Here is a 25,433-nt window from a genome sequence, read left to right as displayed (position 1 = left end):
GCGGCTCTGAAAAGGCCGCGCCCAGAGCCTGCGGACCTTAAAAGGTGCTCAGGTGGACTGCAAATGGCGATCCGCACGCCCGCACCCGTGTTGGACCCACTCCTTTCCGCGCCGTCTCGCCCTGTCCCCTCGCCCATGAAGGCCTCCTACGCCCGCTTCTTCGCGATGATCGTCACGTCAACGGTCGTCATGCTCGTCCTGATGTACACGACGGTCTACGAGACCGACCACCTCTGGTGGAGCGCGACGAAGTCGTTCATGGCGCTCTACATGGGCGCCGCGATGGCCGTCGTCATGCTGGCGTTCATGCTCCACATGTACAAGGACAGGACGAAAAACGTCGCCATCTTCGCTGGGAGCGCCGTGCTGTTCGCGTTCGGGTTCTGGCTGCTCCGCTCCCAGACGTCGGTCGACGACGTGGACTGGATGGAGGCCATGATCCCCCACCACTCCCTCGCCATCCTGACTTCGGAGCGGGCGACGATCTCGGACCCCCGCGTGCGCCGCCTAGCCGACGAGATCATCATCGCCCAGAAGCGCGAGATCGTCGAGATGGAGGCACTTATCAACGACCTGGAACGCTCCGACTACGAGTTCGAGCCGCTGGCGCCCGCAGACCAGGAGGTGACCGGCGGCTCAGACGCGCGGACCGGCCCGGTGCCGGGCTCGCCGGCCCTGTTCGTCGGCGCCGACCCGGTCCGCGGCGACGTGATCGTCGTGGACTCGGTCAAGGTCGAGTCCGACTCGTGGCTCGTCGTCCACCCCGAGGCGGACGGGGGCGGCCCCGACGCCTCGCGCGTCGTGGGGCGGTCGTTCGTGATGCACGGGACGTCGGAGCGGGTGCCCATCGACCTCGACGCGACGCCGTCGGGGACGGTCCACGTCATGCTCCACGACGACTCCGGCGAGATCGGCCGGTTCGAGTTCTCCGGCGCCGGCTCGCCCGACCAGCCGGTCACGCGCGGGGGCCAGCCGGTCACGGCCGCCGTCGCCGTCCGCTAGGCCGCCACGTGCTGGCCGGCGCGGAGCGGGAGGTCGAGGAGCATCGGGAGCCCCTGGACGGCCGCGGCGATGAGGAACGCGGCGTCCCGAGTGCCGGGAGCGGCAACGAGGGCGAGGACCATGAGCGCGTTGAGGACGGCGGCGAGCCCGTAGAGCGCCCGCCGGACGCCGCCCTCCGCGGCGGCGGCGCTGAACGCGAACCCGAGCGCGCCGACCAGGAACCAGAGGTGGAAGAAGGCGGCGTGCTGGAGCTCAGCGGTGTCCACGAACCCGCCAGACCCATTCCCGCCGTGCTCGGCCCCGCCGCCCTCGGGCGACGTGGCGCTGGCGGACGGGGAGCCGGGCGTCCCCGAGGCCGCTGGGCCCGTGTCACCGCCGTGCCCGCCGTCCGGGTGGGCGTGGCCGTCGGGGGCACCCTCGCCGGGGTCGCCCCCGCCTGCTCCCGCGGTGCTCGTGTCGTCGCCGTGGCCTCCGTTGGGGTGGGCGTGCCCGTCGTCCGGCTCCTGTGCACCGGCGGCGTCGCCGCTCGCAGTGTTGGTCGTCTCGCTCTCCGAGCCGGACGAGCCGCCGTGGTGCCCCGGCTCCCCGTGGGCTGACGCGCCCGTGGACCCGCCGTGCCCGGGCCCGTCGTGGCCGTGGCTGATCCCGGAGGCCGCCACGCCGACGTTCGCCGCCATGGCCGCAGCGACGAGCCCGACCCACACCCAGTGGTGCGCGCCGGCCGAGCGCCGGGCCGCCTTCGCCACGGTCATCCCGACGGGGACGAGCGCCAGGAGCGCCCAGACGGCGACGATGGACCCGTGCACGCTCAGCCCGAACAGCTCGGTCCCAGCCGTGCCCATCGCGTGCGTGGCGAGGTACCCGGCGGTCGTGGTTGCGCCCCACGCGGCGAGGAGGGCCTGGTCGGTCATGGGGACGGTCGGACGAGAAACGGCGCGGCCCCGCGTCGAGGCCGCGCCGCTGGGAAGGCGAGCGGGGCTAGGCCGCCGCGCCCTGGGACATGGCGTCGAGGAGGGCCTGGCAGGCCTTGGAGCACTCGCGGCAGCACTCCATGCACACGCGGCAGTGGTCGTGCATATCGGCGTGCTTCGAGCACTCGTCGGCGCAGGCGTCGCAGGCGGCGACGCAGGCCTCGAGCTGGGCGCGGAGGACCTTGGCGTTCGGCTGCGTCTGGCGCGAGAGCGCGCGGCCCGTCGTGGCACAGATGTCGGCGCAGTCGAGGTTGGTCCGGATGCAGTACCGGAGGTCCATGTCGCCATCCTCGTCGAGGCAGGCGTCGGCGCAGCTCGTACAGCACTGCTCGCAGGCGAACGCGCTGTTGACGAGCGCGACGATCTTGTCGAGGTGCTCGGAGGGGTTGGGGTGCTTCGAGAGCATGTCCTGAGTACGCATGGCGGTGTAGGGGAGGGGTGTGTTAGACGTGTGCCACGGGGGCCGGGTAGTGACGGGCGAGCCCCCGTCCCGTTCGGCCTCGCGACCTTAAATGCCCCTCAGGTACCGCTTCCGATTCGCTGAGCCGCCCTTCGCGGTCCGGTCTCAGGGATTCCCCCCGTCCCCGCCCCGCCCGAGCGGCTACTCGACGCGGAGGCGACGCGCGTTGACAGCGACGACGACCGTCGACAGGCTCATGAGCACGGCTCCGACGGCCGGGCTGAGCACGATGCCCCGCGGCGCGAGAACGCCCGCGGCGAGCGGGATGGCGACGACGTTGTAACCGGCGGCCCACCAGAGGTTCTGGACCATTTTGCGGTACGTCGCGCGGGCGAGTGCGATGACGCGCACAGCCGCTCGCGGGTCGCTCTCGACCAGCACCACGTCGGCCGTCTCGACCGCCACGTCGGTACCCGCTCCGACGGCAAGACCGACATCGGCGGTGGCGAGTGCGGGCGCGTCGTTGACGCCGTCGCCGGTCATGGCGACGACGTGGCCCTCCCGTTGCAGCCGCGCGATCTCGGCGCTCTTCCCGTCGGGGAGCACCTCGGCGATGACGCGGTCGATGCCGAGCTGGCGGGCGACGTGCTCGGCGACCTCCTGCTTGTCGCCGGTGAGCATGACGGCTAACAGGCCGAGCTCGTGGAGACGGTCGATGGCCTCCCGGCTCTCGGGGCGGACCACGTCGGCGAGTGCGAGGGCTCCGAGCGGCGTCGCACCGGGTCCGACTCCCCGGACCACGTAGACGACCGTCTGGCCCTCTCGGCCCAAGCGGTCGGCGCTGTGGCGCAGGTCGTCCGAGAACTGGACGCCCGCGTCCTCGATGGCGCCGGGGCTGAGAATCTGGACGGTCTCGCCGTCGACGGTCGCTCGGACGCCCTTGCCCGTGATAGCCCGGAAGCCGGAGACGGCCGGAAGCGCGAGGCCGCGGTCGCGGGCCGAGCGGACGACGCCGGCCGCGATGGGGTGCTCGCTGCCGCCCTCGACGGCGGCGGACACTGCGAGCAGCTCGGCCTCGTCAACGCCCGAGGCCGGTAGGATTTCGGTGACGCCGAACCGCCCCCCGGTGAGCGTGCCCGTCTTGTCGAAGACGAGCACGTCGAGGTCGCGCGCGCGCTCGAACGCGGCGCGGTCGCGGACCAAGAGCCCGTGGCGAGCGCTGATCGACGTCGAGACGGCGACGACGAGCGGGATCGCGAGGCCGAGCGCGTGGGGGCACGCGATGACCATCACCGTCACTGCCCGCTCGATGGCAAAGGAGAGCGGCCCGTCGGACAGGAGCCACCAGCCAAGGAACGTGAGCGCGCCGACCGTGATGGCCGTGATGGTGAGGTAGAACGCCGCTCGGTTGGCGAGGTCCTGCGTCTTCGACTTGGAGGCCTGGGCCTCGCGCACGAGCGTGACGACCTGATTGAGGTAGGCGTCGGCGCCGGTCTTGGTGACCTCGACGGTGAGCGCGCCCGAGCCGTTGACCGAGCCCGCGATGAGTTCGTCGCCCTCGCCCTTCTCGACGGGTACCGACTCGCCGGTCAGCGCGGCCTGGTTGACGGCAGAGCGGCCCTTGACGACGGTTCCGTCTGCGGGCACCTTCTCGGACGCCTTGACGAGGATGCGGTCGCCGGGGCGAAGCGCCGACGTGGGGACGCTCTCGGTCTCGCCAGAGGCCGTGAGCCGGTGGGCCTCGTCGGGCATGAGCCGGGCGAGCTCTTCGAGCGCGCGGGAGGCGCCCATCACGCTCCGCATCTCGACCCAGTGGCCGACGAGCATGAGGTCGACGAGCGTCGCGGTCTCCCAGAAGAAGAGGTTGCCCTCGAGGCCGAGGACGACCGCGACCGAGTACACGAACGCGACGGTGATGGCGAGAGCGACGAGCGTCATCATGCCCGGCCGCCGGTCCGCCAGTTCGTCGCGGGCGCCAGTGAGGAAGGGCCTGCCGCCGTAGAGGTAGACGACCGTCGCAAGCGCGGTCAGAATCCAGACGTCGCCGGGGAATCGCCAATCGACGCCTGCCCAACCCTGGAGCATGGGGCTGAGCGCAAGGATGGGAACTGTCAGACCGAGGCAGACCCAGAAGCGGCGCTTGAAGTCCTCGACCATCATCGCGTGGTGGTCGTGGTGGCCGCCTCCCCCCTCTTTGCCGTGGCCCATACCTTCGTGGCCCATCGCGGCGTGCTCTTCAGGGGTGTGGCCCATGGCCGCGGCGTCGGATGCCACCCCGACCGGACCGGGGTGGCCGTCAGCGTGGGAGCCGTGGGGTCCCTCGTTGGCGGGCTCGCGGTGCGCGGGCTGTTTGAGGCCGGGGAGATCGGAGGGGTCTCGGTCGTGGTCCATGAGGCGTCAAGCGTGTCGTCCGCGTGCTACGCGCTCGCAAGCGTGCGGGGCCGGCGCGACACCTTAAAAGCTGATCAGGTACCGCGTTAAGCGTCCGTGCGATGCGTCCTTGCGCATCGATCGTTCTGTGTCTGATTTCCGCACATGTCCAGCTTTGAAGAGAACCCGATGTTCCGGTGGAGTCCGGGCCGGCTCCGCGAGCTGGCCGACGAGCTGGAGCGGGACGGCCTGAACGACCTCGCGGATGCGGCGCGGCGCGCGGCGGAGGAGGACGCCGAGCCTGAGGCCGATGACCCCGCAGACGGAGACTGACACGAGCTGTCACCCTCGCGTGCGAACTTGGGCCGTTACGACCTCCCGACCGTCATGCCAAAGCTTTCCCCCCTCGACCGACTCATGCAAACGGCCGCGCGCGCCTACGTCGAGGACGCGCTCGGCAGCGAGGACTGGCTCACTGTGTACGGCCGGGCGCACGGCCCTCTCAGCGACGGCCTGTTCTCGGCGCTGGTCCCCTCAGACCGGATCGAAGGTGTGTTGCGTCGTCCGGGTTGGGACCTCGACACAGGTACTGGGCTGATCGGGTTTAACCAAGCGGGCGACGAGCCGACGTACCACCGGTGGCTTCCGTCCGGCGGGGTCGAGCCGTTCGTGATCGTCCGAGAGTTCCACGCCGACGTTCCGGGGGCGCAGCTGGTAGAGCTTGTCGAGGAGTTCCGGTTGCTGTTCAATCTGGCGTACGTGCCACGCGACGAGGTTTACCTCGACGTCTCGACGGGAACGCCCAAGCCCGTCGCGCGCTGGCGAGACGGGCGGATGGAGGTGAAGCGGAAGCGGCTCCGGCAGTTCCTTGCCGTCAAGGGGATGCACCTCGCGCTGTTCTTCGACCGCCGCCAGCACGAGCCAGGCCTTGACATCGGCGATGTGCCCGACGGCGCACATGACGTGCGTATAGAGCGGGACGACCTGACGTACGAGCTCAACGTCCGCGATGCGACGGAGGGGCTGGCCCATAGGACCGGCACCTTCTCTCGGCTGGTCGGCAAGAGGCTGGTGTCCCCGCTCCCCATCGAGGCCTGCGGGGTCTGGCCGTACGAGGACGAGGACGAGTCTACGACGTTCGTCGTGGGGGTCGACGGCGACGGCCGTCCGGTCGAGCGCCGGGCCGACCCGGACGACCCGGCCCACTTCCTCGATCTGGTTCACTTCCGCCGTGAGGTCCTCACCAAGTACTACGCCGATTCGACACGGTACCGGGTGGACGACGGCCGGGTCCACTGCGGGGCACTGTGGGGGCTCCCCATCGACAACGACCACGACGGGAAGGTGGTCGCCTACCTCGGAGACCTCGGCCGCCTCCCAGCCGACGAGCAGCTTTACTGGCGGGCGTTCAACGTCGAGCCTGACGGCGGGATCAGCGAGACGGCGTTTCGCCGGGACGTGATGGCCGAGTTCGCCGACCCCACCGAGCCCGGGCTCGCCTTCCGTCAGGCGCACGAGCGGGCGAACCGGGCGTGGGAATCCGCGCTGGGATGGCCGCTGTACCTACCCCTCGCGGCCGACGACCAGCACAACCTTGACGGGCTGCGCGTGCCGCTCAACGACGGCGCGGCCGAGTTCGACGGGCAGGTACAGGCGCTCGCGAAAGCGGCGGTCGACTCGTTGAACGAGAAGAGGGTCCGCAAGGCCGCGATCGCGGTGGGTCACGAGTACGAGGGGGGCGAGGCTGGAATCGCAAAGCTGGTGGCCTACCTCGACGTGACAGGATTCGACGTCAGCGCGCACGGGCTCGACCGCTCGCCGACGGACTGGATGAAGGACGTCCAGTGGCTGCGGTCCTCGGGCTCGGCCCACCGGAAGGGATCAACGTACGCGAAGGCGGCCGAGCACTTCGATCTCGAAGCGCTGGGCCGTGCTGCGGTGATGCACGACCTTCTAACGGAGGGCCGGAGCGCACTTGACGCTCTGGCGGACCACGCTGGCAATGTCGCGCGTCGTGCGAGGACCAAAGCGGCCTAAGAGATGCCGGACCACGCCGCCTTACGGGGCGGCGGGTCCGACGCCACGCGAGGGTGCGGGGTCCTCGACGTGGGAGCGGGGCGGCCAGCGCGCGTAGGCCCAGGCCGCGAGGGGGAGGTCGACGCCGAAGCAGAAGGCGGGCCACCAACCAGGAACAGCGTCGCTAGCGGGCAAAAGTGCGGGGTGCGCTAGGTCCCAGAGACCGTGGAGAGCGAGTCCAGCAGCGAGGAGGAGAGCCGAGCGGCGTCGGACCGCAAGCACCGCGACGGCCACGAAGGCGAACGCGACGACCGACTCGGCTGAGACGACGGCCGGGGCTCCGCTCTCGACGCCGAACAGGACGTAGAGGAGCGCGATGACGGCGAGGACCGTGGGGTAGAACGAGCGGTCGCGGTCGAAGCCGGAGACCCGGCCCGCCGCGATGGTCGCCAGGGCTACGACGATACCAGCCGTGAAGGGGACGGGGTCCACGCCTTACCGCGCCGACGACCAGTGGACGGCGGAGACCCGCCAGCCCCCGTCGGTCCGCTCCATCACCAGGAGCTCGGCCATCGTGGCGTCACCGATCCGCTGCGTCGAGGCGACCCACGCGGCGTCGCCCGCAACGGTCGTGCGGCGGAAGATCGGCTCCGGCTGGGCATCGGCGAGGAAGGCGACGTCGCGGGCGAAGTGGCCCCCGAGGTACTCGTTTCGGGCCTCGGCGCGCCCGCCCTCCAGGACCACGGCGTCGGGCGTGAGGAGGGACTCGACGCTCTGGCGGTCGCCCGCGGCGAGGGCGGCGTGGAACCGGTCGGCGGTCTCGGAGGCGTCGAACTCGGCCTGCCCAACGGTGGGCGTGGCCGGGCGCTCGTCGCCGAGGGTCGCGCCCGCGTTGCGGCGTTGGAGGGCGACGCCCGCGGCGTGGTCGGCGCCGGAGTGGTCCATCGCGCCGTGGTCCATCCCCCGCATCTGGGAGTGATTTATCTGGCCGCGGTCCATGCCGGAGTGGTCCATGCCGTCCATCCCGGGCATCCCTCCGGGCATGGCCTCCATCATCCGGCGGAGCTCGGGGTCGGCCATCGCGCGCGTGTGGACCGGCGGTGTGGCGAGGAGCCGGCGGTGGACGGACTCGAAGCGGGCTATGAACGCGGCGTCTTCGGCCTCGGTCATCGCGCCCATGCGCTCACGCATCTGAGTCATCATGGACTCGGGGTTCATCTGGCCGTGGCTCATGCCCTCGTGGTCCACCCCCTCGTGGCCCATCGCGCCGTGGTCCATGTCGGGCATCACGTCGGCCATGAGCGCCCGCATCTCGGCGTCGGCGCGCATGGCGGCGTGGATCTCGGGGTCGGCCATCATGCGCATGTGGAGGGCCATGAGGGCGTCGTGGTCCATGCCGGCGTGGTCCATGCCCTGCATCTGGGAGTGGTCCATCTGGCCGTGGTCCACCTGGGAGTGCTCGCCGTGCTGCTGGGCGACTGCGGCGGGGGCGGCGACGAGCGCGGCGACGAGGAAGAGAGAGCGGGTCATCGGAGTCGGGGTCTTGGGAGAGGGTGCAGGTAGGGGTCAGCGCCAGAGGCGGACGCCGACGACGAAGAGGCCCTCCGACGTCGGCTCGCCCTCCGCGCGGGCGAAGTCGGCCGCGCCGCCGAACCGCTGGAGGACGCTGAACCCAACGTAGGGGGCCACCTCGCGCTCGACCTCGTAGCGGAGCCGGAGGCCCGCCTCGACAGCGTTGAGGCCCGTCCCGACGCCCCAGTCCTCGACCTCCTGGAGCGCGACGGTCACTTCGGCCTCGGGCTGGAGCACGAGGCGCTGCGTGATGAGGAGGTCGTAGGACCCCTCGAACCGGGCCGAGAGGTCGCCCTTGTAGGACAGGAACAGGAAGGGCTCGACCTCGAAGAAGTAGGGCGCGAGCCCTTCGAGCCCGACGGCGAGCTGGGGCCGGGCGCGCAGGCCGCCCTCGCCGAACTCGGTGTCGAGGCGGACGCCCGCCTGAGCCTCGAAGTACTCGGTGACGAGGCGGCTGTAAAGGGCTTGGACCTCGGCCTCGCCTTCGGCCTCCGAGATCAGCCCCTCGCCCTCAGCCCGGACGAAGAGCCGGTTGTAGTCGGTCCCGATCCGGTAGAACCCCTCCAGCCGAGCGGGGACGCCGGACGCGGCCGGGGCCACCTCGAAGATGTCCAAGAGCGCGAGCGAGTAGAGGTCCCGGTCGGCCGCGGCGACCGCGCCGGGCCGGAAGTCGGGGTACTCGGGGAACGGGGGCGGATCGTCCTGGGCGGTTACGGGCGCGCTGGCGGCAAGCGCCAGCAGGGCGAGAGCGAGGGAGCGGAGCATGGGTCGTCGGAGTCAGGAAGGAGCCCCGCCGCCCCGAGGTGCGGAACGGGGGCGGCGGGGCGGGCCGGGCGGCGGGAGAGGGCCGCCCGGGGTTGGCTAGCCTCGGGCGAGGTCGGGACGCCCGAAGCCGGGCGGGAGGCCCTGCGGGTACATCTCGGCCAGCCGCTCGGCGTCCCAGTCGTCGGGCCGCTGGACCATAGCCACCCTGAACATGCCGAGGTCCATGTGGTAGAGGACGTGGCAGTGGAAGGCCCACGGGCCGAGCGCGTCGACCTCGACCAGGAGCGAGAGCCGCTCGGCCGGCTTGACGACGACGGTGTGGACGCGGGGGATGTGGTCGCCCTGGCCGTTCTCGAGCTCCATCCACATGCCGTGGAGGTGCATCGGGTGGTTCATCATGGTGTCGTTGACCATGGTGAGCCGGAGCCGCTCGCCGTAGACGAGGGGGATGAGCGGGTCCTCGGTATAGGTCTTCCCGTCGATCCCCCACATGTACCGCTCCATGTTGCCGGTGAGGTGGAGCTCGACCTCGCGGTCGGGCGCCCGGCGGGGCTCGGGGTGGAGCGACCGGAGGTCGGTGTAGACGAGGACGCGGCGGCCGTCATTCCCCAGCCCGACGCCGGGCTCGTGGAGCCGGGAGCGGGTCTGCATGGGGGCCATCGCGTTGGCGATCCCGTGGTCGTCGGGGCCGTGCATCGTGACCTCGGGGAGCGTGCCAGGCGGGCGGAGGCCGGACCGGTCCTGGCCAGGCATCGCCATCTCCCCTCCTGCCGCGGCCATCGTCATGCCGGAGTGGTCCATGCCCTCCGTCTGGGCGTGATCTATGCCGTGGTCCATTCCGGCCATGCCGCCCGCCGCGGCACCGGGGGCCGCGCCCGACATGTCCATGCCCTCGTGGCCCATCTCGCCGTGGTCCATCCCCATGTCCATCATGGTGAGCGACGGGCGCTCGCGGCGCTCCGGGACGGGCGCCGTCATGCCCGCGCGCGGGGCGAGCGTCCCCCTCGCGTAGCCCGAGCGGTCCATGGGCTCGGCGAAGACGGTGTAGGCCCGGTCGCCCGGCTCGACGACGACGTCGTAGGTCTCGGCGATCCCGATCCGGAACTCGTCGGTCTCGACCGGCTGGACGTGCTGGCCGTTGACCTGGACGACGGTCATCGGGAGGCCGGGGAGCCGGACGTCGTAGAACGTGAGCGCGCTCGCGTTCACGAACCGGAGCCGGACGCGCTCGCCGGGCCGGAACAGGCCGGACCACCCGGGGTCGGGGGCCTGCCCGTTCATGAGGAACGTGTAGGTGGCGCCCGTGATGTCGGCGATGTCGGTCGGGTCCATCCGCATCCGGTCCCAGTCGAGTCGCTGGCCGAGGCTCATGCCCTCGCCCAAGAGGAGCCCGGCGACGGTCTGGCGCTGGTAGTTGTAGTAGTTCGCCCGCTTCTTGAGGTGGGCGAGCACGTCGTGGGGGTCCTCGAACGTCCAGTCCGAGAGGACGACGACGTACTCACGGTCGAAGGCGTAGGGCTCCGGCCCGGCCGGGTCGATGACGAGCGCGGCGTAGTGGCCGAGCTGCTCCTGGAACGCCGAGTGCGAGTGGCACCAGTAGGTCCCGAACTGGCGGATCGGGTAGCGGTACTCGAACGTCGACCGCGCCGCGATCCCGGGGAAGTTGACGTGGGGCACGCCGTCCTGGTCGTTGGGCAAGATGAGCCCGTGCCAGTGGACCGACGTCATCTCGTCGAGCCGGTTGTGGACGCGGATGACGGCCTCGTCGCCCTCGGTGAACCGGAGGAGCGGGCCGGGGACCGTCCCGTTCATGGTGACGGCCGTGCCGGTCCGGCCCCCGAACGCGAGCCGCGTCCGGTCGATCGTGATGTCATACTCGACCAGGCCGTCCCGCTTGACGGTCGGCACGAGGCCGGGCTGGCGGAGCGGACCGTGCGCGAGCCCGGTGCGTGCCCAGGCGGGCGTGAGAGCGCTCAGGCCCGCGAGCGCGCCGAAGGCGGAGGCGTTGCGGATAAAGTGGCGGCGGTCCATCGGAGGGGTGGCGGGTGCTCGGGGTGTACGCGCGGGGCGCACGGATGTGCGTCCCTGGGCCTTAAAAGGCGCTCAGGTAGAGCCCGAAGAGCCCGTGAACCGGACGCGACCCGGAGCCGCGCTCAGCCCCTCTCCTCCTACTCGACGGGCGTAGCCGCGAGCGCGAGGACGCGGACGGTCCCCTCGCCCTCGAGGCGGAGCCCGACGCGGCCGGGCGGCGCGGCAGGGCCGTGGGGGTGCGTGAGCTGCTCGCCGTCGAGGTAGCCGCGAAAGTGGGTCCCCACGGCGTAGGCCTTGAGCTCGGCCAGCCCGTCGAGCGGGGCCGTCCCCCGGTCCATCGTCGTCTCCCGTTCGCCCTCGACGCGGCCCTGACGGAGCGTGGCGTCGCCGGAGGCCGACGTGTCGAGCGCGAGGAAGTCGTAGTCGGCCGGACCCCGAACGTGGTGGACGAGCGACGCGGTGCCCGTGAAGCCCGAGAGGTCGAGCGTTGCGCGTACCTCGAGGTCGCCGAGCGTGTCGGGGAGGACGGCGAGCGTGGGCCGGCCGGGCGCGACCACGAAGGCGGAGCCCTCGGCGGGGGCACCAGAGAGCACGTCGAGGCGGGCGGCGAGGGCCGTGTCAGGCGGGGCCTCCGGCGCCGGGACCGCGGAGGCCGCGGCGACGGCGACGCCGTGGCGGTAGACGAGCTCGCCGCCCCGCTCGGCGGTCCGGGCCACGAGGAACAGCCCCACGAGCCCGAGCGCCGCCAGCGGCCCGTGGACGGCGAGGCGCCCCGGCTCCCGGCCCCGCCCGTCGAGCCAGAGCGCGGCGACGCGGGCGGCGGCGTAGAGCGATGAGAACCACAAGAGCCACAGCGCCGAGTCGGCGTGGGCACCCAGGGTCGTGAGCGAGGCGACCGGGAGGTCGACCGACTCCGAGGCGTCGCGGCCGGTGAAGAAGGCGGCGACCACGCCAGCGGCACCGAGCGCGTAGAGTCCGACGGCCGAGGCGCGGACCCACGGGTACGTCCTGCGAACGGCGAGCGCGACGGCGTCCACGAGCGCGGCCACGACGAGGAGCGCGACGGGGAAGTGGACGACGAGCGGATGGACGTTGGGGGTCCAGTCGGGGAGCACGGGCTGGTTGCGAGCGGCTAGATGAGGCGACCGAGGCGGAGCGACCGGCCGAGGTGGCGGACGCGCGGCGGGGCCAACGAGCGCCCGACGGCGACGGTGGCGGCGGCGAGGGCGGCGAACCAGAGGACGACGAGGGCGGTCACGGGCGTGGGGGCGTGCGAGCGGATGGAACGAGAGGCGGCCTGTGATGGGGCTGTCCGGCACCTGAAAAGGCGTTAAGGTGCCGGTCCCGTCCGCTCCACGTGGGTATTGCATGTCCGACCCGTTCCCCTCCCCCGACGCCCCGATGTGGGTCCTGCTCATCGAAGACGAGGCCCGACTCGCCGACTCCGTCCGCCGCGGGTTGGAGGAGGAGGGGTACCGCGTCGACGTGGCGGGCGACGCCGAGGAGGGCGAGCGGCTCGCGCTCGCGAACGGCTACGACGCCTTCGTCGTCGACTGGCGGTTGCCGAGGGGCGACGGGAAGACCCTCGTCGAGCGCGTCCGCGCCGCGGGGAAAGACCAGCCCGTCCTGATGCTGACGGCGCTCTCGGACGTCGAGCACCGGGTCGCGGGGCTCGACGCCGGCGCCGACGACTACCTACCGAAGCCATTCGCGTTCGAGGAGCTCGTGGCCCGGCTCCGGGCGCTCCTGCGCCGCCCCCCGCTCTCGGACGTGGAGCGGGTCGTCCGCGTCGGCCCCCTCGCGCTCGACGGCGAGCGCCGACGGGCGACGATGATCGGAACAGCCGGCGAGGCCGTCCTGAACCTCCGCCCGAAGGAGTACGCGATGCTGGAGGTGTTCATGCGGAGCGCCGACGCGGCCCTCTCGCGGACGGTGCTCGCCGAGCGGGTCTGGGGCGACGCGCTCTACGTCACCGACAACGCCCTCGACGTGACCGTGAGCGGGCTCCGCCAGCGGCTCGACGACGCGGTCAAGGCGTCCGGCGCGGCCGACGCCCCGCGCGTCGAGACGATCCGGGGCGTCGGCTACCGGATGGTGCCTGGTAAGACCGCCAGTGGCGCGACGTGAGCGCCGCGTCGCGTTCTTCCGGCATGGCCCGCCTCCGCACCCTCCCCATCTCGGCCCGGCTTGCGCTGTGGTACGCGCTGACGCTGCTCCTGCTCCTGAGCGCGTTCGCCGTGTTCTGCTACGTCGGGTTCCACGCCGCCGCGCACCGCTCGTTCGACCGCCACCTCGACCACGAGTGGGGCGTGATCGAGCCGCTCCTCACGGTCGGGCCGGACGGCGTGGACGCCGGGGCGCTAGAGGAAACGGAGGCCGTGGCGACCCGGCTCGACGGACCGAGCGGGACGTACGTCCGCGTGCTCTCGCCCGAGGGCCGGGTGACCTACCAATCGGAGAACGTCGGGCGGCACCCGGCGCTGGGCGTCGCGCTCCCCGAGGGCGGCGTCCTGCGCCTGAGCCGGACCTGGGACGACGAGCCCGCGCGGTCGCTCGTCGCGCCGGTCCGGGGTCCGGGCGGGGACGTGGCGGGGTACGTCGAGGTCACGGGGATCGAGTGGAGCCGCCACCGCGAGCTCCGCGACTTGGGGCGGATGCTCGCGCTCGGCGTGGCGCTGAGCGTGCTATTCGCGCTCGGGGCAGGGTGGTGGCTCGCGCGCCGCGCGCTCCGGCCCGTGGCCGTGCTGACCGAGGCGGCCGACCGGATGGCCGGCGACGGGGCGCGGCTGGGCGGCCGGCTGCCGTCGTAGTTCGAGACGCGCGACGAGCTGACGGACCTGGCCGAGACGTTCAACGGGCTCCTCGCCCGGCTGGAGGCGTCGGTCGCGCGCGAGCGGCGGTTCACGGCGAACGCCGCCCACGAGCTGATGACGCCGCTGGCGACGCTCCGGAGCGAGGCCGAGGTCGCGCTCCGCCGCGAGCGCGAGCCGGAGGCCTACCGCGAGACGCTGGGCCGGGTCGTCGAGGACGTAGCCGAGATGACGGGGACGGTTCAGGGCCTCCTCGAGCTCGCCCGCGCCGAGTCGCTCGTCCGGACGCCCGACGCCCGCGTCGACCTCGGCGCGCTCGTCCGCCAGCGCGTCGAGCGGGTGCGGAGCGACGCCGACGCCAAGGGTTTGTCCCTCACGGTCGACGCCGACGACGACGTCCGGATCGCGGCGGAGACCGCCCCCCTCGCACAGGTCGTCGACAATCTGGTCTCGAACGCGGTCAAGTACACGCCGACCGGTGGCCGGGTCCACGTCACGCTGCGTCACCGGGACCTGGACGGGCGGCACCTGGACGCGGCCCGGCTCGAGGTGACGGACTCCGGCCCGGGGTTCGACGACGCCACGTGCGAGCGGCTGTTCGACCGGTTCTTCCGGGCCGACACGCCGGAGGTCCAGGCCGAGTCAGGGAGCGGGCTCGGGCTCGCGATCGTCAAAGCCATCGTCGAGGGGTACGGTGGCGAGGTGGGGTGCGAGAGTGGTGGGCCGGGGCAGGGGGCCACGTTCTGGGCGGCGCTGCCTTGCCTGGATACCGCCTAAGGTCCGGCGCTCGGACGACGAACCCAGTCGAGGTCCCGCTCAGACCGGGCGCCTGAGACGTCGGCCCACCCGAGCGCGCGGAGGAGTACGCGGTCGGGTAGGGTCTCTAGGCGCTGCGCCTCACAGAAGAACTCGTCGGCGGCGGAGACCGCCCCGTCGCCGTGGACGACGATGTCTCCGGGTGTGAGGAACGGATAGCCGAGGGCGATCTGGACGGGACCGGTGGGGCCGTCGGTGCCAGCGAACCGAGCGAGGAACTGGCGACGTTCGAAGAACGGGGGCGCGGAGGGCCACTTGCAACCGTACAACGCAGGACCCGGAGGTTGAAGCGATGCGCTAGGGTTCTTCCGTCTCCGTGAGGTAGGATTGATCGAAGTCGGGGTGGGGTGCCAGCGGGCGGTCCACGACCCGGATGGCTGTGGGCTCGGCCTCATGCCACGCTTGGCGGACACTCCGGACGGCCTCGTTGACCTCCTCGCACTGCTCGGCGTCGAGGTAGAAGGCGTGCTTGCGAAGCCAGGCCTCGGTGCGACAGAATAGCGTCCGGCTCTCGTGGGGGTTCTCGCGGTGGTGGCGGAGGTCTGCGAGCCGCGTCTCGATCTCGGCGAGATCGAGTTGGGGACGCAGTGCGGGGAGGGCATCGACCATCCCGTCCTCGGAGACGACGACGGCTAGCGTGCGGTGGCCGAGGTCGCGCGCGGCGGTCTCGACGTACCGGTGAGCCGAGTTGTAGCGGGCGCCTCGGCCGGGATCGCCGCCGTCCGCCGCCATGCCGTCCAGGATGGCACCAACGGCGTGGCAGGTCCCGGCGGCGTCCACGAGGACCGCCCCGTCGATGGCCGAGACGGCGTGGACGAGAGCGGGCGTGAGGGTGACCGGCTCGACCGGCGTGCTCTGGGCGGCGAGCCGGGCAGCCTCGGACGCGGCCCCGGTGGAGACAACGAGGAGAGTCCCGTGGCGTTGGCGGCGCGCGGCCTCGACGGCGGTCCACAGGGCGTCTGGGTCGAGGTCACCGGGCGACCCGAGAACCCGTTTGACCAAGGTGTCGAAGTCGGCGCGCTGGATGGGGTCGCGTGGGAGCTCGGGGATGCCGCCGGCGACGCGCATGAGCGGGACCCCGGCGTGGCGGAGCTCCCAGGCGTTTCCTTTGAGAAAGACGACCTCGAAGACGCGCTCCTCGGATGGGTCATCGTCCGGGTCGGCCGTGCCGAGCCCGTAGATCCCCGCTACTGGCGTGGCGAGGAGGTCGAGTTGGGAGGTCGCCATCTCGACGAGCTTGCGGGCCGCCCGGCCCGCCTTCAACGGGACCGGCGACTCGAGCGTCAGCGTGCGCCGGACCCCGGTCCCGTCCTTGTCGGTGAGTAGGAGCCGCCCTTTCCCCTCGGCCCCCTCGTAGCGAAGCGCTGAGACCGCGTCGACTTGGTCGTAGAGGTCGTCGTTCTGCCCGCCCCAGGCGAGGCGCCGACCTGGGTTGGTCATGAGGCGGCGCCCCGCGTTCCGCAGGAGATCGGCGGGTCCCCGTCCGGAGAGCCACATGCCAGGCTCGGACCGACTGAGCTCGTCGGTGCATTTGTCGAGGAACGTTTGGATTGTGGCCTCGACCAGTGAGGTCGGCACGACAAACCGGTGGAGGTAGTCGGCCTGGTGGAGCCGAGGGTGAGCCTCCAGAGCGCCCCGGTCAAGGTGGAGCACGCACGTGACGAGGTGGTGTTCGACGGGTTGGGGAAACGAGGCGAAGAAGGCTCGGTCGGGCCGGTGCAGGGCCAGCGTCCGCGCGACGCCTTCGGAGAACGCGCGCCAACGGACCCGTCGCTTGCAGTTTTGCTCAGCGACGGGGTGCGAATGAATTATCTCGTTCTCGGGGTCGTCCCGCTGTGCCTGTTCGACCTGCTCGGCGAGGCCGTCAAGCTGGTCGAGTGGGATGTCGCCGTCCTCGGGGTCCACGCACAGGGGGTGGCGGTTGCTCTCGGAGCCGAGTCGGCCACCGACGAGGACGACCTCGGGGTCCAGGGCAGGGTCCAGAGCGCCGAACAGCGACTCGGCAGAGACTTTCGCCGAGATCTGGAAGTCACGCTGGTAGCCCCACATGAAGAGGCGGATCGTGTTCGGCATGGGGCTGGACGGGTAGGATCAGGAGGCGAACGGCAGGACTGGAAGCCGACCTGAGCGGCTTTTCAGGTTGAGACCGGGACCAGGCACGGTAAGGTCGGTAGTCAACCCCTCTCCTTCACCTCATCCGAAATGACAGCGACGACGTGGTACTGGATCGGCACAGCGGCGATGGCGCTCGGCTCGGTCGTGTTCGGGCTCGGCGCGGCGAGGGCTGAGCACCGCCCGCGCGAGATCCTCTACACGCTGAACTTCTTCATCTGCCTCGTCGCGTTCGCGCTCTACCTCACGATGGCGATGGGGTTCGGGGCGTTCGTCTCGGCCGACGGGACGAAGACGACGTGGGTCCGCTACGCCACGTGGGGGCTCACGACGCCGCTCCTGCTCCTCGACCTCACGCTCATCGCGTCGAGCCGGAACGTGCTGGCGGCCCAGCTCATCGGGGCCAATACGTTCATGATCGGGACCGGGTTCATCGCGACACTGCTCCCCGAGGACGCGCGGGCGCTTACGTGGTATGTCGTCTCGTGCGGGGCCTATCTCGGCGTGGCCTACATGCTCCTCGGACCGTACCGGCGGAGCGCGGTCGCGGCCCACCCCCGGTCGGTCAGCGCGTTCCGGCGCCTAGTGACGGTCCACGTGTTCCTGTGGACGCTGTATCCGGTTGTCTGGCTGATCTCGCCCGAGGGCCTCGACGTGGTCGGTGACACGTGGGAGGCCGGGCTATTCACGGCCCTGGACGTTGTAGCGAAGGTGGGCTTCGGGCTGCTGGCGCTGAACACGCTCGCGACCGTGGCGCAGAACGGGGAGTTCCTGGGCGACGAGGCCGACCACCGCACTACCGTGCCACGCCGACCCCTCGGCACGCACCCCGCCTGACGTGCCTGCCCTCCTCGGACTCGCGGGAGCGGCCGTCGTCGCGCTCGCGCTCGTTGACGCGCTCTGGACGACGGTAGCGCCTCGGGGCGCGGGGCCGGTCTCAGGCCGGATTGGGCGGGGCGTCTACACGCTGGGTAAGGCGGTCGGCTCCGGCCGGGCGCCGGGCTGGGTCGGGCCAACCACGCTCGTGGCCGCTTTTTTGTGGTGGGTCGGCGCGCTGTGGCTGGGGTGGTGGCTGGTCTTCTCGGCCGACCCCGCCTCGGTCGTAGACCCGAAGACGGGGGCGCCTGCTGACGCTTGGTCGCGGGCGTACGTGGTGGGCACGTACCTCTGGACGCTCGGGCTCGGCGCGCTGTGGGCGCCGGGGTCGGGCGGCTGGGGCGTCGTCGCGAGCGCCGCCGCGCTCAACGGATTCGCGGTTGTGACGCTCGTCGTGACCTACGTGCTCCAGGTGGTCGGGGCGGTAACGGGCGCGCGCCAGCTCGCCGGCGCGGCGCACGCGCTGGGCGAGACGCCCCAGGCCGTCGTGACGGGCGCCTGGACCGGCTCGGGCTTCGACGGCCTGGCGGCCCACCTGGCGAACCTCGTCCCGCTCGTAGAGGCGCACGGGAGGCGACACGAAGCGTACCCGGCTCTCCACTTCTTCCAGAGCGAAGAGCGACGGACCTCGGCGCCCGTCATGCTGGCCGTCCTGGACGAGGCGCTGCTCCTGCTCGCCGGCGGCGTGGGACTCTCGGCCCGGATGGCACCGGCGGAAGTGGAGCCACTCCGGGGCGTGCTGGGAGCGTACCTGGACACGCTCAGCGCGTCGTTCGTGGACGCGGCGGACGAGGCGCCAGAGGCCCCTCCTCTCGGTTCTCTGACGGCGGGGGGGGTGCCGGTCGCGGAGGCAGCCGAGTTCGCACGGTCGGTGGAGCGTCAGCGCCAGAGGCGGCGGCGTCTGCTGGGGTTGGTGCGGGACGCGGGGCGTGGGTGGGCGGACGTCGTGGCCCCGTAGCGCCCGCCGCTACGCGGGCGCTCGCCCGACGGGCGCCAGAGCGGCCACGGCGTCGCCGACGCTCTCGACGACGGCCTCCACACGGTCCCCGTCGTCGCCGGACGAGCGTTCCGGCGTTCGGTCCACGATGAGGAGGCGCGTGCGCACAGAGGTCCCGTACGGGCGGTAGACGGCGCCGCCGACCTCGACGTCGGCCCGGAGCTGGAACGGGTGGGCCTCAATGGCTTCGAAGAACGGCCGATGCGTTGGCTTGCCGCGGCGGACGCCTGCGCTGAGTACGGCCACCAGCCGCCCGCCCGGGTCGAGGCGCCGGAGCGCCTGGAGCACGTGGTCGGTCCCGACCGTCGGGATTCGGCGGCGTCCGAGCCGCCCGGCGGTCTGGGAGAACGGCGGGTTCATGAGCACCACGTCGGCACGGGCCTCTGGCGGAAGGATGGCGTCGAGGTGGTCGGCGTTCTCGCGTGTGAGCGCCTGAGATGGGTTCTGGTCAGCCTCGGCAAGGAGCACCGCCAGCAGGTCGGCCCGGCGCCCGCACAGCTCGTTGGCGTGGACCGTGGCGCCCGCCGCGAGGGCGAACGCGCAGAGCGCGCCGGTCCCGGCGGAGGGCTCCAGGACGCGGTGCCCCTCCCCCACCCCGGCAATCCAGGCGCACAACCCGGCGTAGGCAGCTGGCGTCGAGAACTGCTGGTAGTCGATCTGCGCAGCCGTCCGGCGCGTCTGGCTGGGCAGGAGCGCCGAGAGCCGTTCGACCTCGGCGAGCGCGTCGCGGACGCCAGAGGCCTCTTTCTGAAGCGGCCCGACGGTACGGAGCAGGTGGAGGTGAAGCCCGAGCTCGGCGGCGTCGTAGGCGTCGCGGGGCGTGAAGGCGCCCTGGGCGAGCGTCCCGCCGCAGGCGTTGGCTGCGAGCGCGAAGAGGTCGGCCGACGAGAGCGGTGCCGACTCGGCGACGGAGAGCTGGACGGATCGCGCGAGGCTTACGGTCGCGCTGGACGGGTTCAGATCGTGGTTCATGGCAGGCGTGGAGGAGGTCCGATGCGTAGGCGGTGCCGACGGTGCGTCACTGGGGATCGCGCCGGTGGCACCGCCGACCGGATCCACCGCGTAAACCGCTCGCCCACACTGCAAGCCCCTACACATCTGTTTCTGATTGACTTGCGATTCAATCAATGTCACCACATCGCCTCCCAGTGCTCACGTCAGGAGATTCTTTGGATCCAGTTATCACCTGGAGGTGTAAACTGACACCCGCTCCGTCACACAACCTCCGCCGTGCTCTACCCCCGCCAGTCCGAGCTCCTCGGCCTCATCCGGGACGCCGTCCGCAGGCGCGGCGCGGCGCCGAACGGCCGCGAGCTCGCGCGCCGGATGGGGCTCAAGGGCACGTCGGCCGTCTACGCCCACCTCCGCAAGCTCGAAGAGGCTGGGTTCGTCCGGCTCACGTCGGGCGGGCGGGGCGTCCCGCTCCAGATCGAGCTGACCGACGAGGGCGAGCGGAGCGGGCGGGCGCGTCTCTGGCCCCGGCTCGGGACCATCCCGGCTGGCCCCATCACGGAGGTCTCGTACCAGGCCGACGAGTTCGTCGCCACGCTCCCCGACCTCGTCCCCCAGATGCGGCCGGGCGACTACCTCCTCGATGTCGAGGGGTACTCGATGATCGAGGCCGGCATCGCGCCCGGCATGACGCTCGTGATGCGGCCCGACGTCGCCCCGACCGAGACCGACGTGTGCTCGGTCTACGTCGAGGGCGAGGGGAACACGCTCAAGCGCGTCGTCCGCGACGGGTCCTACGTCCGCCTCGTCGCGGCCAACCCTGAGTTCCCCGAGCAGCGGGTGCCCGCGCGGGCCGTCCGGGTCCAGGGCGTCGCTGTAGCGGCGCTCGCGGTCCGCGCCTTCCGATAACTGTCCCCTTCCCCGCCACGTCCGATGATCCGCACGGCCCAACCGACCCGGTACACGCTTCCTGCTCGCTCTATCCGCACCGAGGCCGACGCTGAGCGCGCCGTCTACGCCGACCTCCGCACGATGGCGAGGCGGCTCCGATCGCGGGAGGACCCTGGGATCACGCTCGGAACGACCGGGCTCGTCCACGAGGCCTACCTCGCACTCCAGCGGGAGTCCACGCGCGAGGCCAGCGCGATCGGGCGGGGCGACGCCGTGCCGCTGGGGCTTTACGCGCGAGCGATGCGGAACGTGCTCGTTAGCGCGGCCCGGAAACGGCGGGCGGACAAGCGCGGCGGCGGCACGCGCGCACTCTCGCTGAGCGACCACGACGTCCGGGCGGGCTCGGACCCTATGGGAGCCGAGGGGTGGGCCGCGCTCGCCGTCGACCTCGACGTGGCGATGGAGCGGCTTCGGCGCGTCGGTCCCCGAGGGGAGCGGCTGCGCCGGGTGGTCGAGCTCAAGTTCTTCGCGGGGCTCGAGATCGCAGAGATCGCCTCGGCGACGGGGACGAGCCCGGCGACTGTGAAACGCGACTGGGAGAAGGCTCGGACGCTGCTCTACGCCTACGTCTCTGAGGACGCGGTCTCCGGGGTGCCAACCTCAGAGGCTGCCCAAGCCCCAAAGGCCCGATGAAGCCCCTCCCCGCCCAACGGGACGGCGGGGACGCCGCCGAGCACCGCGCCGACGAGCCGCACGCCGTTGGCGCCCTCCGGCGCAGGATCGCCGAAGCGTCTGGCGGAGACCCCGTGGGCCGCTACGTTCGCGTGGACGGGGTGCTCCTCGACCTACTCTTGGACTCGGCCGACCAGGCCGCGGCGATCGCGACGGCCCGATCGCTCTCACCCGAGCTGGGCGCGCGGGCCGAGCGGCTCGCGTGGGCCTTCTCCGCCGCGCCAGAGGCCGACTTCCTGGCGCGGCCTGCCGCCGAGTCGTTCGCGGCCTCCGTCGCCGACCCCGCGCTGACGCCCGGCGACGCCGTGGGCGAGTACCGCGTCGCACGCGAGGTCGGACGCGGCGGGATGGGCGTCGTCTACCTCGCCGAGCGGCCGGACGTGGGTCTACAGGCCGCCGTTAAGGTGCTATCGGGTCCGGTCCTCCGGAGCGAGGCCGAGGACCCCGACGCCGAGCGATTCCTGGAGGAGCGGCGGCACCTCGCGGGCCTTTGCCACCCCAACGTCGCCCGGCTCTACGACGCGGGGTTCACGGCCGACGGGCGGCCCTACTTCGCGATGGAGCACGTCGACGGCGAGCCCGTGACGACCTACGCCGACCGAAGGGGGCTCCGGCTCCGCGACCGGCTCTCGCTCTTCGGGCAGGTCTGCGCGGCCGTCCGCCATGCCCACGGACGCGGGGTGGTCCACGGCGACGTGAAGCCCGAGAACGTGCTCGTGGCCGACGACGATGAGGGCCGCCCAGTTGCCAAGCTCCTCGACTTCGGCGTAGCCACGCGCTGGCGCTCAGGGGGCGACGGGTCTACGACTGCGACGTGGCGGCCGTTCACGTACGGCTTCGCCGCCCCCGAGATCGTGGCCGGGGGAGAGCCGAGCCGCGCCTCGGACGTGTACGCACTTGGAGCGCTGCTCTACGAGCTCGCCGGGCCGTACCTGGAGGCGGAGGACCCGCTCCGTCCGGTCATCGCCCGCGCGATGAGCGACGACGTGGGCCGCCGCCCGCCGTCCGTGGCCGACCTCTCGGCCGAGCTCCGCGCGCTCGCTATGGACGCCGCTCCTGGGAGCCCTGTGACGGGCACTGACGCGGGCGGTCCACTGACGCCACGGGTCCAACCGTGGGTCGTCGGCGTCGCCCTCGGGGCGGTCGCAGCGCTGGTGGGGGCGGCAGCCCTCGGGCGCAGCCGACGGTAGCCTCCGCCGCGCCGACCGCCTCAGCGCCGACCGCGTCTGACGCCGAAGTGCCGGGCCTCGAGGGCGAACTTCCCTCCCCTGCCCCGCTCGGTCTCTTCCAGGTGGCGCCTCAGCGCCTCCTGGACCACATCGTTCTGGCTTAGCCCCCCCTCCTCGGCCGCCGCCCGGACCTTCGCGCGCATCCAGGCCGGGACGTTCCAGTTGCCCTGGACGATCCGCTCGTACTCGCCGTCGCCCGGCGCAGGCGTCTCGGCCCGCTGGACGGGCTTGGCCGGGCCTACGGCGCTGTCGGACCGTGCCTTCTTTGGCCTGGACTTCTTGTGAGACTCGGCCGCGGCCGGCTCGTTCGAGACGGGCGCAGTGGCGGTGCCGAACGCGCCGTCGAAGGCGGTCCCCTCCGTCGTGGCGGGGCCGATGTTGAGGCGGGGCTTGCGAGACTTCGCCATAGGTACTAGGGTCTAGACGTTAGGTGCTAGGGGCTACACGATCCGCGGCGACGGCCGCGCCTCGATCTCGTCGGCCAGCGCGGCATAGTCCTGGGCCGCCGTCGACGAGGGGTCGTAGAACGGAAGCGGGACGCGTGCCATCTCGGCCTCACGGACGCGGACGGTCTCCCGGATGTAGGTCTTGAGCCCCCCTTCCCCGTCTGGGCCTGTGATCTGCTGCGCGACATACTCGGCGAGGTCGAGGTCGTGGTGGCTCGACACGTTGACGCGCGTCGCGAACGCGCCTGAGACCGGCGTCGTCCCGAACCGCTTGGAGAGCTCGACGACGTCGACGAGCCCGTCGAGCGCGCCGCGCCCCGACGCGACGGGCACGTAGACCTCGTCGGCGGACGCGAGCGTGGCCGTGACGAGCGCCGACGCCTGGGGCGGCGAGTCGATGACGACGAAGTCGTTGTCCGCCTCGACGGCGTCGAGCAGCGCGACGAGCCGGTTGGCGAGCCGGGCGACGGCCTGGCCCTCGAACTGGACGAGCTGGCGGCTGGCCGGGACGAGGTGGAGCGCGCCGCCGTTCTCGGCGAGCGGCTTGTCCCAGAGCCCCGCGGGGCGGAGCACGGCAGCCTCGGCTTCGATCTCGCCCTTGAGGTACTGCGCCGCGGCGTGGGACGGGTCGAGCCCGGCCGACTTGGTCAGCGTCGCCTGCGGGTCGAGATCGACTAGCAAGACGCGACGGCCACGACGAGCCAGTTCGGCCGCGACGGCGAGCGAGGAGGTCGTCTTGGACGAGCCGCCCTTGAGGTTGCTGAAGGCGATGACGCGCACGGGGGGAGGGGGGAAATAGCCTAGCCCCTAGATACTACTGGCTAGGGTCTATTGTCGAGAGTCTAGACACTAGATACAACAATCTGGGGCTCTCGTGAGCCCTCGGGATCCGAAATGGCGCTGAGCGAGATGAGTAGAGCCTAGGGTCTAGATGCTAGAAGAACGTGGAGTACCGCGCTGCCAGGACGCCCGTTGGGCGCGCCGCCTGCGTCTGTGGTCCGTTGCGCTCGGCACAGCCGTGCTCGTCGTGGCGGTGGGGACACTGCTCGGCGTCCGCGTCAACACCACGCCCAGCCTTCCGAGAGGGCTCTACATCGCCTCGGCACTGGGAGAGCGCCCGGTCGCACGGGGCGACTTGGTGGCCGCGTGCCCGGACACGGCAGCGATCCAACGTCTCGGCCGGTACTGGACGAACGGGCGGTGTCCCGGAGGCACCGGTCGCCCCAACGGCGTCCGCCCGCTCGCGAAGCCGGCCGCGGGCCTCCCAGGCGACACCGTCCGCGTCGACCGCAGCGGCGTCTGGGTAGGGGGGAGGCTCCTGCCGTCGAGCGCGCCGCTCGTCCGCGACCGTGCGGGACGGCGCGTCCGGCCCGAACTCGGGGTGCGCGTCCTCGGACCTGGCGAGTACTGGCTTCACTCGGGGCGGGTGCCCACGTCGATCGACTCCCGCTACGCAGGCCCCGTCCGCGTCGTCCTCGAACGGCTCCGGCCGCTCTGGACGGAGGACTGAGCCTCGGCGCGGCCGGGGCGCGCTCTACCCGTCGGACCCGCCCGGCCGCCTCTCCGAACGAGGTGACAGCCCGGTGAGCGTAGCCCGAGGCGGGTCCCGACTTCCCCAACCCCGTCCGTGCCCACGTCCTCCCGCCCTCAACAGACCCCGGCCGGCGCCGACGGGAGCACCGAAGCGGGGCGTGAGGGCCGCTACCGCGAGCTCATGGAGCGGTACCTCGGCCCGCGCGTCGTCGAGGCCTTCGCCGACGACGACGTAACCGAGGTCTACGTCAACGGCGACGGCCGGCTGCGTCTCGACACGCACTCACGGGGCAAGGTGCTCGCGGGCGTCCAGCTCCGCGCCGCCCGCGTTGAGCAGTTCCTGCACGCCGTGGCCGCCTTCCACGGCGACGCGCTCCACGGCGGCACGCCGACCGTCCAGGCCGAGCTCCCCGACGCCACGTTCGGGGGCGCCCGCCTCCAGGGCTTCCTATCGCCACTGGCGGAGGCCTCGTGCTTCGTGATCCGCAAGCGGGCCTCGCGCGTGTTCGACCTCGACAGCTACGTCCCCACCGTGATGACGGCAAAACAGCGGACCGCGCTCCGCGACGCCGTCGTGGCCCACGAGAACATCCTGGTCTGCGGAGGGACCGGATCGGGCAAGACGACGCTCTGCAACGCGCTCTTGAAGGAGATGACCGACCTGTTCCCCGAGGAGCGGATCGTGGTCCTGGAGGACACGGGCGAGCTCCAGTGCGCGGCCGACGACCACTTGCAGCTCCGAACCTCCGACGACGTGTCGCTCGCCGACCTCGTCCGGCACACGCTCCGCTGCACGCCCGACCGAATCGTCGTGGGCGAGGTCCGCGACGAGGCGGCGCTCCACCTCTTGGACGCCTGGGCGACGGGCCACCCCGGCGGGTGCGCGACGCTCCACGCGACGACGGCGCTCGGG

The 25,433-nt window shown here is 71.9% G+C and carries 26 protein-coding genes and 1 pseudogene; 13 read left to right on the top strand and 14 right to left on the bottom strand.

Going from position 1 to position 25,433, the window contains the following annotated elements; all coding sequences use genetic code 11:
• Window positions 1-135 precede the first annotated feature (135 nt).
• Window positions 136-585, top strand: a pseudogene (locus AAGI91_13345) (DUF305 domain-containing protein).
• Window positions 586-998: 413 nt separating this feature from the next.
• Here AAGI91_13345 and AAGI91_13340 read toward each other — a convergent pair.
• The 3 genes from AAGI91_13340 to AAGI91_13330 all read right to left on the bottom strand — a co-directional run bounded on the left by AAGI91_13340 (window position 999) and on the right by AAGI91_13330 (window position 4,764).
• Entirely contained in the window at window positions 999-1,913 is a 915-nt protein-coding gene (locus tag AAGI91_13340) for a hypothetical protein (GenBank protein ID MEM1043601.1), read from the bottom strand.
• Window positions 1,914-1,980: 67 nt separating this feature from the next.
• Window positions 1,981-2,394: a four-helix bundle copper-binding protein gene (locus AAGI91_13335; GenBank protein MEM1043600.1), complete on the bottom strand. Its 414-nt coding sequence runs from the start codon at window positions 2,392-2,394 to the stop codon at window positions 1,981-1,983.
• 180 nt (window positions 2,395-2,574) lie between these two features.
• The gene (locus AAGI91_13330; GenBank protein ID MEM1043599.1) at window positions 2,575-4,764 is read right to left on the bottom strand and encodes a copper-translocating P-type ATPase; all 2,190 of its coding nucleotides are present in this window, start codon (window positions 4,762-4,764) and stop codon (window positions 2,575-2,577) included.
• A 144-nt stretch (window positions 4,765-4,908) separates the two neighbouring features.
• Here AAGI91_13330 and AAGI91_13325 point away from each other — a divergent pair, with 144 nt between their 5' ends.
• Window positions 4,909-5,076: a hypothetical protein gene (locus tag AAGI91_13325; GenBank protein MEM1043598.1), complete on the top strand. Its 168-nt coding sequence runs from the start codon at window positions 4,909-4,911 to the stop codon at window positions 5,074-5,076.
• Between the two features lie 54 nt (window positions 5,077-5,130).
• Window positions 5,131-6,780, top strand: coding sequence for a hypothetical protein (locus tag AAGI91_13320; protein MEM1043597.1), 1,650 nt, complete (start codon window positions 5,131-5,133; stop codon window positions 6,778-6,780).
• A gap of 21 nt (window positions 6,781-6,801) precedes the next feature.
• On the opposite strand, the gene AAGI91_13315 is transcribed toward AAGI91_13320, so the two are convergent.
• The 6 genes from AAGI91_13315 to AAGI91_13290 all read right to left on the bottom strand — a co-directional run bounded on the left by AAGI91_13315 (window position 6,802) and on the right by AAGI91_13290 (window position 12,385).
• Complete coding sequence (locus AAGI91_13315) at window positions 6,802-7,251, bottom strand: hypothetical protein (GenBank protein MEM1043596.1); 450 nt, start codon at window positions 7,249-7,251, stop codon at window positions 6,802-6,804.
• Window positions 7,252-7,254: 3 nt separating this feature from the next.
• Window positions 7,255-8,289, bottom strand: a complete 1,035-nt coding sequence (locus AAGI91_13310) for a nuclear transport factor 2 family protein (protein MEM1043595.1) — start codon at window positions 8,287-8,289, stop codon at window positions 7,255-7,257.
• Window positions 8,290-8,325: 36 nt separating this feature from the next.
• A complete protein-coding gene (locus AAGI91_13305) occupies window positions 8,326-9,096 on the bottom strand; it encodes a copper resistance protein B (protein MEM1043594.1) in 771 nt (256 codons plus the stop codon).
• 96 nt (window positions 9,097-9,192) lie between these two features.
• The gene (locus AAGI91_13300; GenBank protein ID MEM1043593.1) at window positions 9,193-11,127 is read right to left on the bottom strand and encodes a copper resistance system multicopper oxidase; all 1,935 of its coding nucleotides are present in this window, start codon (window positions 11,125-11,127) and stop codon (window positions 9,193-9,195) included.
• Between the two features lie 137 nt (window positions 11,128-11,264).
• Window positions 11,265-12,242, bottom strand: a complete 978-nt coding sequence (locus AAGI91_13295; GenBank protein ID MEM1043592.1) for a DUF2231 domain-containing protein — start codon at window positions 12,240-12,242, stop codon at window positions 11,265-11,267.
• A 17-nt stretch (window positions 12,243-12,259) separates the two neighbouring features.
• Window positions 12,260-12,385 (bottom strand): hypothetical protein, encoded by a 126-nt coding sequence (locus AAGI91_13290; protein ID MEM1043591.1) that lies wholly within the window; start codon window positions 12,383-12,385, stop codon window positions 12,260-12,262.
• 110 nt (window positions 12,386-12,495) lie between these two features.
• Between AAGI91_13290 and AAGI91_13285 the strand changes: the two genes are divergently transcribed.
• From AAGI91_13285 to AAGI91_13275, 3 genes are read left to right on the top strand one after another with little or no spacing between them, the layout of a single operon-like run.
• Entirely contained in the window at window positions 12,496-13,254 is a 759-nt protein-coding gene (locus AAGI91_13285; protein ID MEM1043590.1) for a response regulator transcription factor, read from the top strand.
• A gap of 23 nt (window positions 13,255-13,277) precedes the next feature.
• A complete protein-coding gene (locus AAGI91_13280; GenBank protein ID MEM1043589.1) occupies window positions 13,278-13,937 on the top strand; it encodes a hypothetical protein in 660 nt (219 codons plus the stop codon).
• Between the two features lie 18 nt (window positions 13,938-13,955).
• Complete coding sequence (locus AAGI91_13275; protein ID MEM1043588.1) at window positions 13,956-14,714, top strand: HAMP domain-containing sensor histidine kinase; 759 nt, start codon at window positions 13,956-13,958, stop codon at window positions 14,712-14,714.
• Here the strand turns inward: AAGI91_13275 and AAGI91_13270 are convergent.
• Entirely contained in the window at window positions 14,711-15,022 is a 312-nt protein-coding gene (locus AAGI91_13270; GenBank protein MEM1043587.1) for a hypothetical protein, read from the bottom strand. The genes AAGI91_13275 and AAGI91_13270 overlap by 4 nt on opposite strands.
• A 28-nt stretch (window positions 15,023-15,050) precedes the next feature.
• On the bottom strand, window positions 15,051-16,826 hold the full coding sequence (locus AAGI91_13265) for a diadenylate cyclase (GenBank protein MEM1043586.1): 1,776 nt from the start codon (window positions 16,824-16,826) through the stop codon (window positions 15,051-15,053).
• Between the two features lie 129 nt (window positions 16,827-16,955).
• Between AAGI91_13265 and AAGI91_13260 the strand changes: the two genes are divergently transcribed.
• Window positions 16,956-17,702, top strand: a complete 747-nt coding sequence (locus AAGI91_13260) for a bacteriorhodopsin (protein ID MEM1043585.1) — start codon at window positions 16,956-16,958, stop codon at window positions 17,700-17,702.
• A gap of 1 nt (window position 17,703) precedes the next feature.
• Window positions 17,704-18,699: a hypothetical protein gene (locus AAGI91_13255; protein MEM1043584.1), complete on the top strand. Its 996-nt coding sequence runs from the start codon at window positions 17,704-17,706 to the stop codon at window positions 18,697-18,699.
• 9 nt (window positions 18,700-18,708) lie between these two features.
• Here the strand turns inward: AAGI91_13255 and AAGI91_13250 are convergent, their stop codons facing one another.
• The gene (locus tag AAGI91_13250) at window positions 18,709-19,710 is read right to left on the bottom strand and encodes a class I SAM-dependent methyltransferase (protein ID MEM1043583.1); all 1,002 of its coding nucleotides are present in this window, start codon (window positions 19,708-19,710) and stop codon (window positions 18,709-18,711) included.
• Between the two features lie 258 nt (window positions 19,711-19,968).
• Here AAGI91_13250 and AAGI91_13245 point away from each other — a divergent pair, with 258 nt between their 5' ends.
• The 3 genes from AAGI91_13245 to AAGI91_13235 are packed head-to-tail and all read left to right on the top strand — an operon-like array spanning window position 19,969 to window position 22,502.
• Window positions 19,969-20,598: a S24 family peptidase gene (locus AAGI91_13245; protein ID MEM1043582.1), complete on the top strand. Its 630-nt coding sequence runs from the start codon at window positions 19,969-19,971 to the stop codon at window positions 20,596-20,598.
• Window positions 20,599-20,622: 24 nt separating this feature from the next.
• Entirely contained in the window at window positions 20,623-21,273 is a 651-nt protein-coding gene (locus AAGI91_13240; protein ID MEM1043581.1) for an ECF-type sigma factor, read from the top strand.
• A complete protein-coding gene (locus tag AAGI91_13235) occupies window positions 21,270-22,502 on the top strand; it encodes a serine/threonine-protein kinase (GenBank protein MEM1043580.1) in 1,233 nt (410 codons plus the stop codon). The genes AAGI91_13240 and AAGI91_13235 overlap by 4 nt, the downstream gene beginning before the upstream one ends.
• Window positions 22,503-22,522: 20 nt before the next feature.
• Here the strand turns inward: AAGI91_13235 and AAGI91_13230 are convergent, their stop codons facing one another.
• Together AAGI91_13230 and AAGI91_13225 are read right to left on the bottom strand one after the other, a co-directional pair.
• Window positions 22,523-22,948, bottom strand: a complete 426-nt coding sequence (locus AAGI91_13230; protein ID MEM1043579.1) for a hypothetical protein — start codon at window positions 22,946-22,948, stop codon at window positions 22,523-22,525.
• A 33-nt stretch (window positions 22,949-22,981) separates the two neighbouring features.
• Window positions 22,982-23,767, bottom strand: coding sequence for a ParA family protein (locus tag AAGI91_13225; GenBank protein ID MEM1043578.1), 786 nt, complete (start codon window positions 23,765-23,767; stop codon window positions 22,982-22,984).
• A gap of 151 nt (window positions 23,768-23,918) precedes the next feature.
• On the opposite strand from AAGI91_13225, the gene AAGI91_13220 reads away from it, so the two are divergent.
• Together AAGI91_13220 and AAGI91_13215 are read left to right on the top strand one after the other, a co-directional pair.
• Window positions 23,919-24,497 (top strand): S26 family signal peptidase, encoded by a 579-nt coding sequence (locus AAGI91_13220; GenBank protein ID MEM1043577.1) that lies wholly within the window; start codon window positions 23,919-23,921, stop codon window positions 24,495-24,497.
• Window positions 24,498-24,614: 117 nt separating this feature from the next.
• A partial coding sequence (locus AAGI91_13215; GenBank protein ID MEM1043576.1) for an ATPase, T2SS/T4P/T4SS family occupies window positions 24,615-25,433 on the top strand: 819 nt, incomplete at its 3' end.

This window comes from Bacteroidota bacterium, assembly GCA_038746285.1.
GTDB lineage: Bacteria > Bacteroidota > Rhodothermia > Rhodothermales > JANQRZ01 > JANQRZ01.
Note: the sequence above shows the minus strand (reverse complement) of the source record. Positions and strands in the feature narration are given on the sequence as shown.

What these genes read in the sequence shown, in the direction of transcription:
- AAGI91_13340 (MEM1043601.1), bottom strand. Translation starts at nt 1,913, where the DNA reads ATGACCGACCAGGCCCTCCTCGCCGCGTGGGGCGCAACCACGACCGCC.
- AAGI91_13335 (MEM1043600.1), bottom strand. Translation starts at nt 2,394, where the DNA reads ATGCGTACTCAGGACATGCTCTCGAAGCACCCCAACCCCTCCGAGCAC.
- AAGI91_13330 (MEM1043599.1), bottom strand. Translation starts at nt 4,764, where the DNA reads ATGGACCACGACCGAGACCCCTCCGATCTCCCCGGCCTCAAACAGCCC.
- AAGI91_13325 (MEM1043598.1), top strand. Translation starts at nt 4,909, where the DNA reads ATGTCCAGCTTTGAAGAGAACCCGATGTTCCGGTGGAGTCCGGGCCGG.
- AAGI91_13320 (MEM1043597.1), top strand. Translation starts at nt 5,131, where the DNA reads ATGCCAAAGCTTTCCCCCCTCGACCGACTCATGCAAACGGCCGCGCGC.
- AAGI91_13310 (MEM1043595.1), bottom strand. Translation starts at nt 8,289, where the DNA reads ATGACCCGCTCTCTCTTCCTCGTCGCCGCGCTCGTCGCCGCCCCCGCC.
- AAGI91_13305 (MEM1043594.1), bottom strand. Translation starts at nt 9,096, where the DNA reads ATGCTCCGCTCCCTCGCTCTCGCCCTGCTGGCGCTTGCCGCCAGCGCG.
- AAGI91_13300 (MEM1043593.1), bottom strand. Translation starts at nt 11,127, where the DNA reads ATGGACCGCCGCCACTTTATCCGCAACGCCTCCGCCTTCGGCGCGCTC.
- AAGI91_13285 (MEM1043590.1), top strand. Translation starts at nt 12,496, where the DNA reads ATGTCCGACCCGTTCCCCTCCCCCGACGCCCCGATGTGGGTCCTGCTC.
- AAGI91_13280 (MEM1043589.1), top strand. Translation starts at nt 13,278, where the DNA reads ATGGCCCGCCTCCGCACCCTCCCCATCTCGGCCCGGCTTGCGCTGTGG.
- AAGI91_13265 (MEM1043586.1), bottom strand. Translation starts at nt 16,826, where the DNA reads ATGCCGAACACGATCCGCCTCTTCATGTGGGGCTACCAGCGTGACTTC.
- AAGI91_13260 (MEM1043585.1), top strand. Translation starts at nt 16,956, where the DNA reads ATGACAGCGACGACGTGGTACTGGATCGGCACAGCGGCGATGGCGCTC.
- AAGI91_13250 (MEM1043583.1), bottom strand. Translation starts at nt 19,710, where the DNA reads ATGAACCACGATCTGAACCCGTCCAGCGCGACCGTAAGCCTCGCGCGA.
- AAGI91_13240 (MEM1043581.1), top strand. Translation starts at nt 20,623, where the DNA reads ATGATCCGCACGGCCCAACCGACCCGGTACACGCTTCCTGCTCGCTCT.
- AAGI91_13235 (MEM1043580.1), top strand. Translation starts at nt 21,270, where the DNA reads ATGAAGCCCCTCCCCGCCCAACGGGACGGCGGGGACGCCGCCGAGCAC.
- AAGI91_13230 (MEM1043579.1), bottom strand. Translation starts at nt 22,948, where the DNA reads ATGGCGAAGTCTCGCAAGCCCCGCCTCAACATCGGCCCCGCCACGACG.
- AAGI91_13220 (MEM1043577.1), top strand. Translation starts at nt 23,919, where the DNA reads ATGCTAGAAGAACGTGGAGTACCGCGCTGCCAGGACGCCCGTTGGGCG.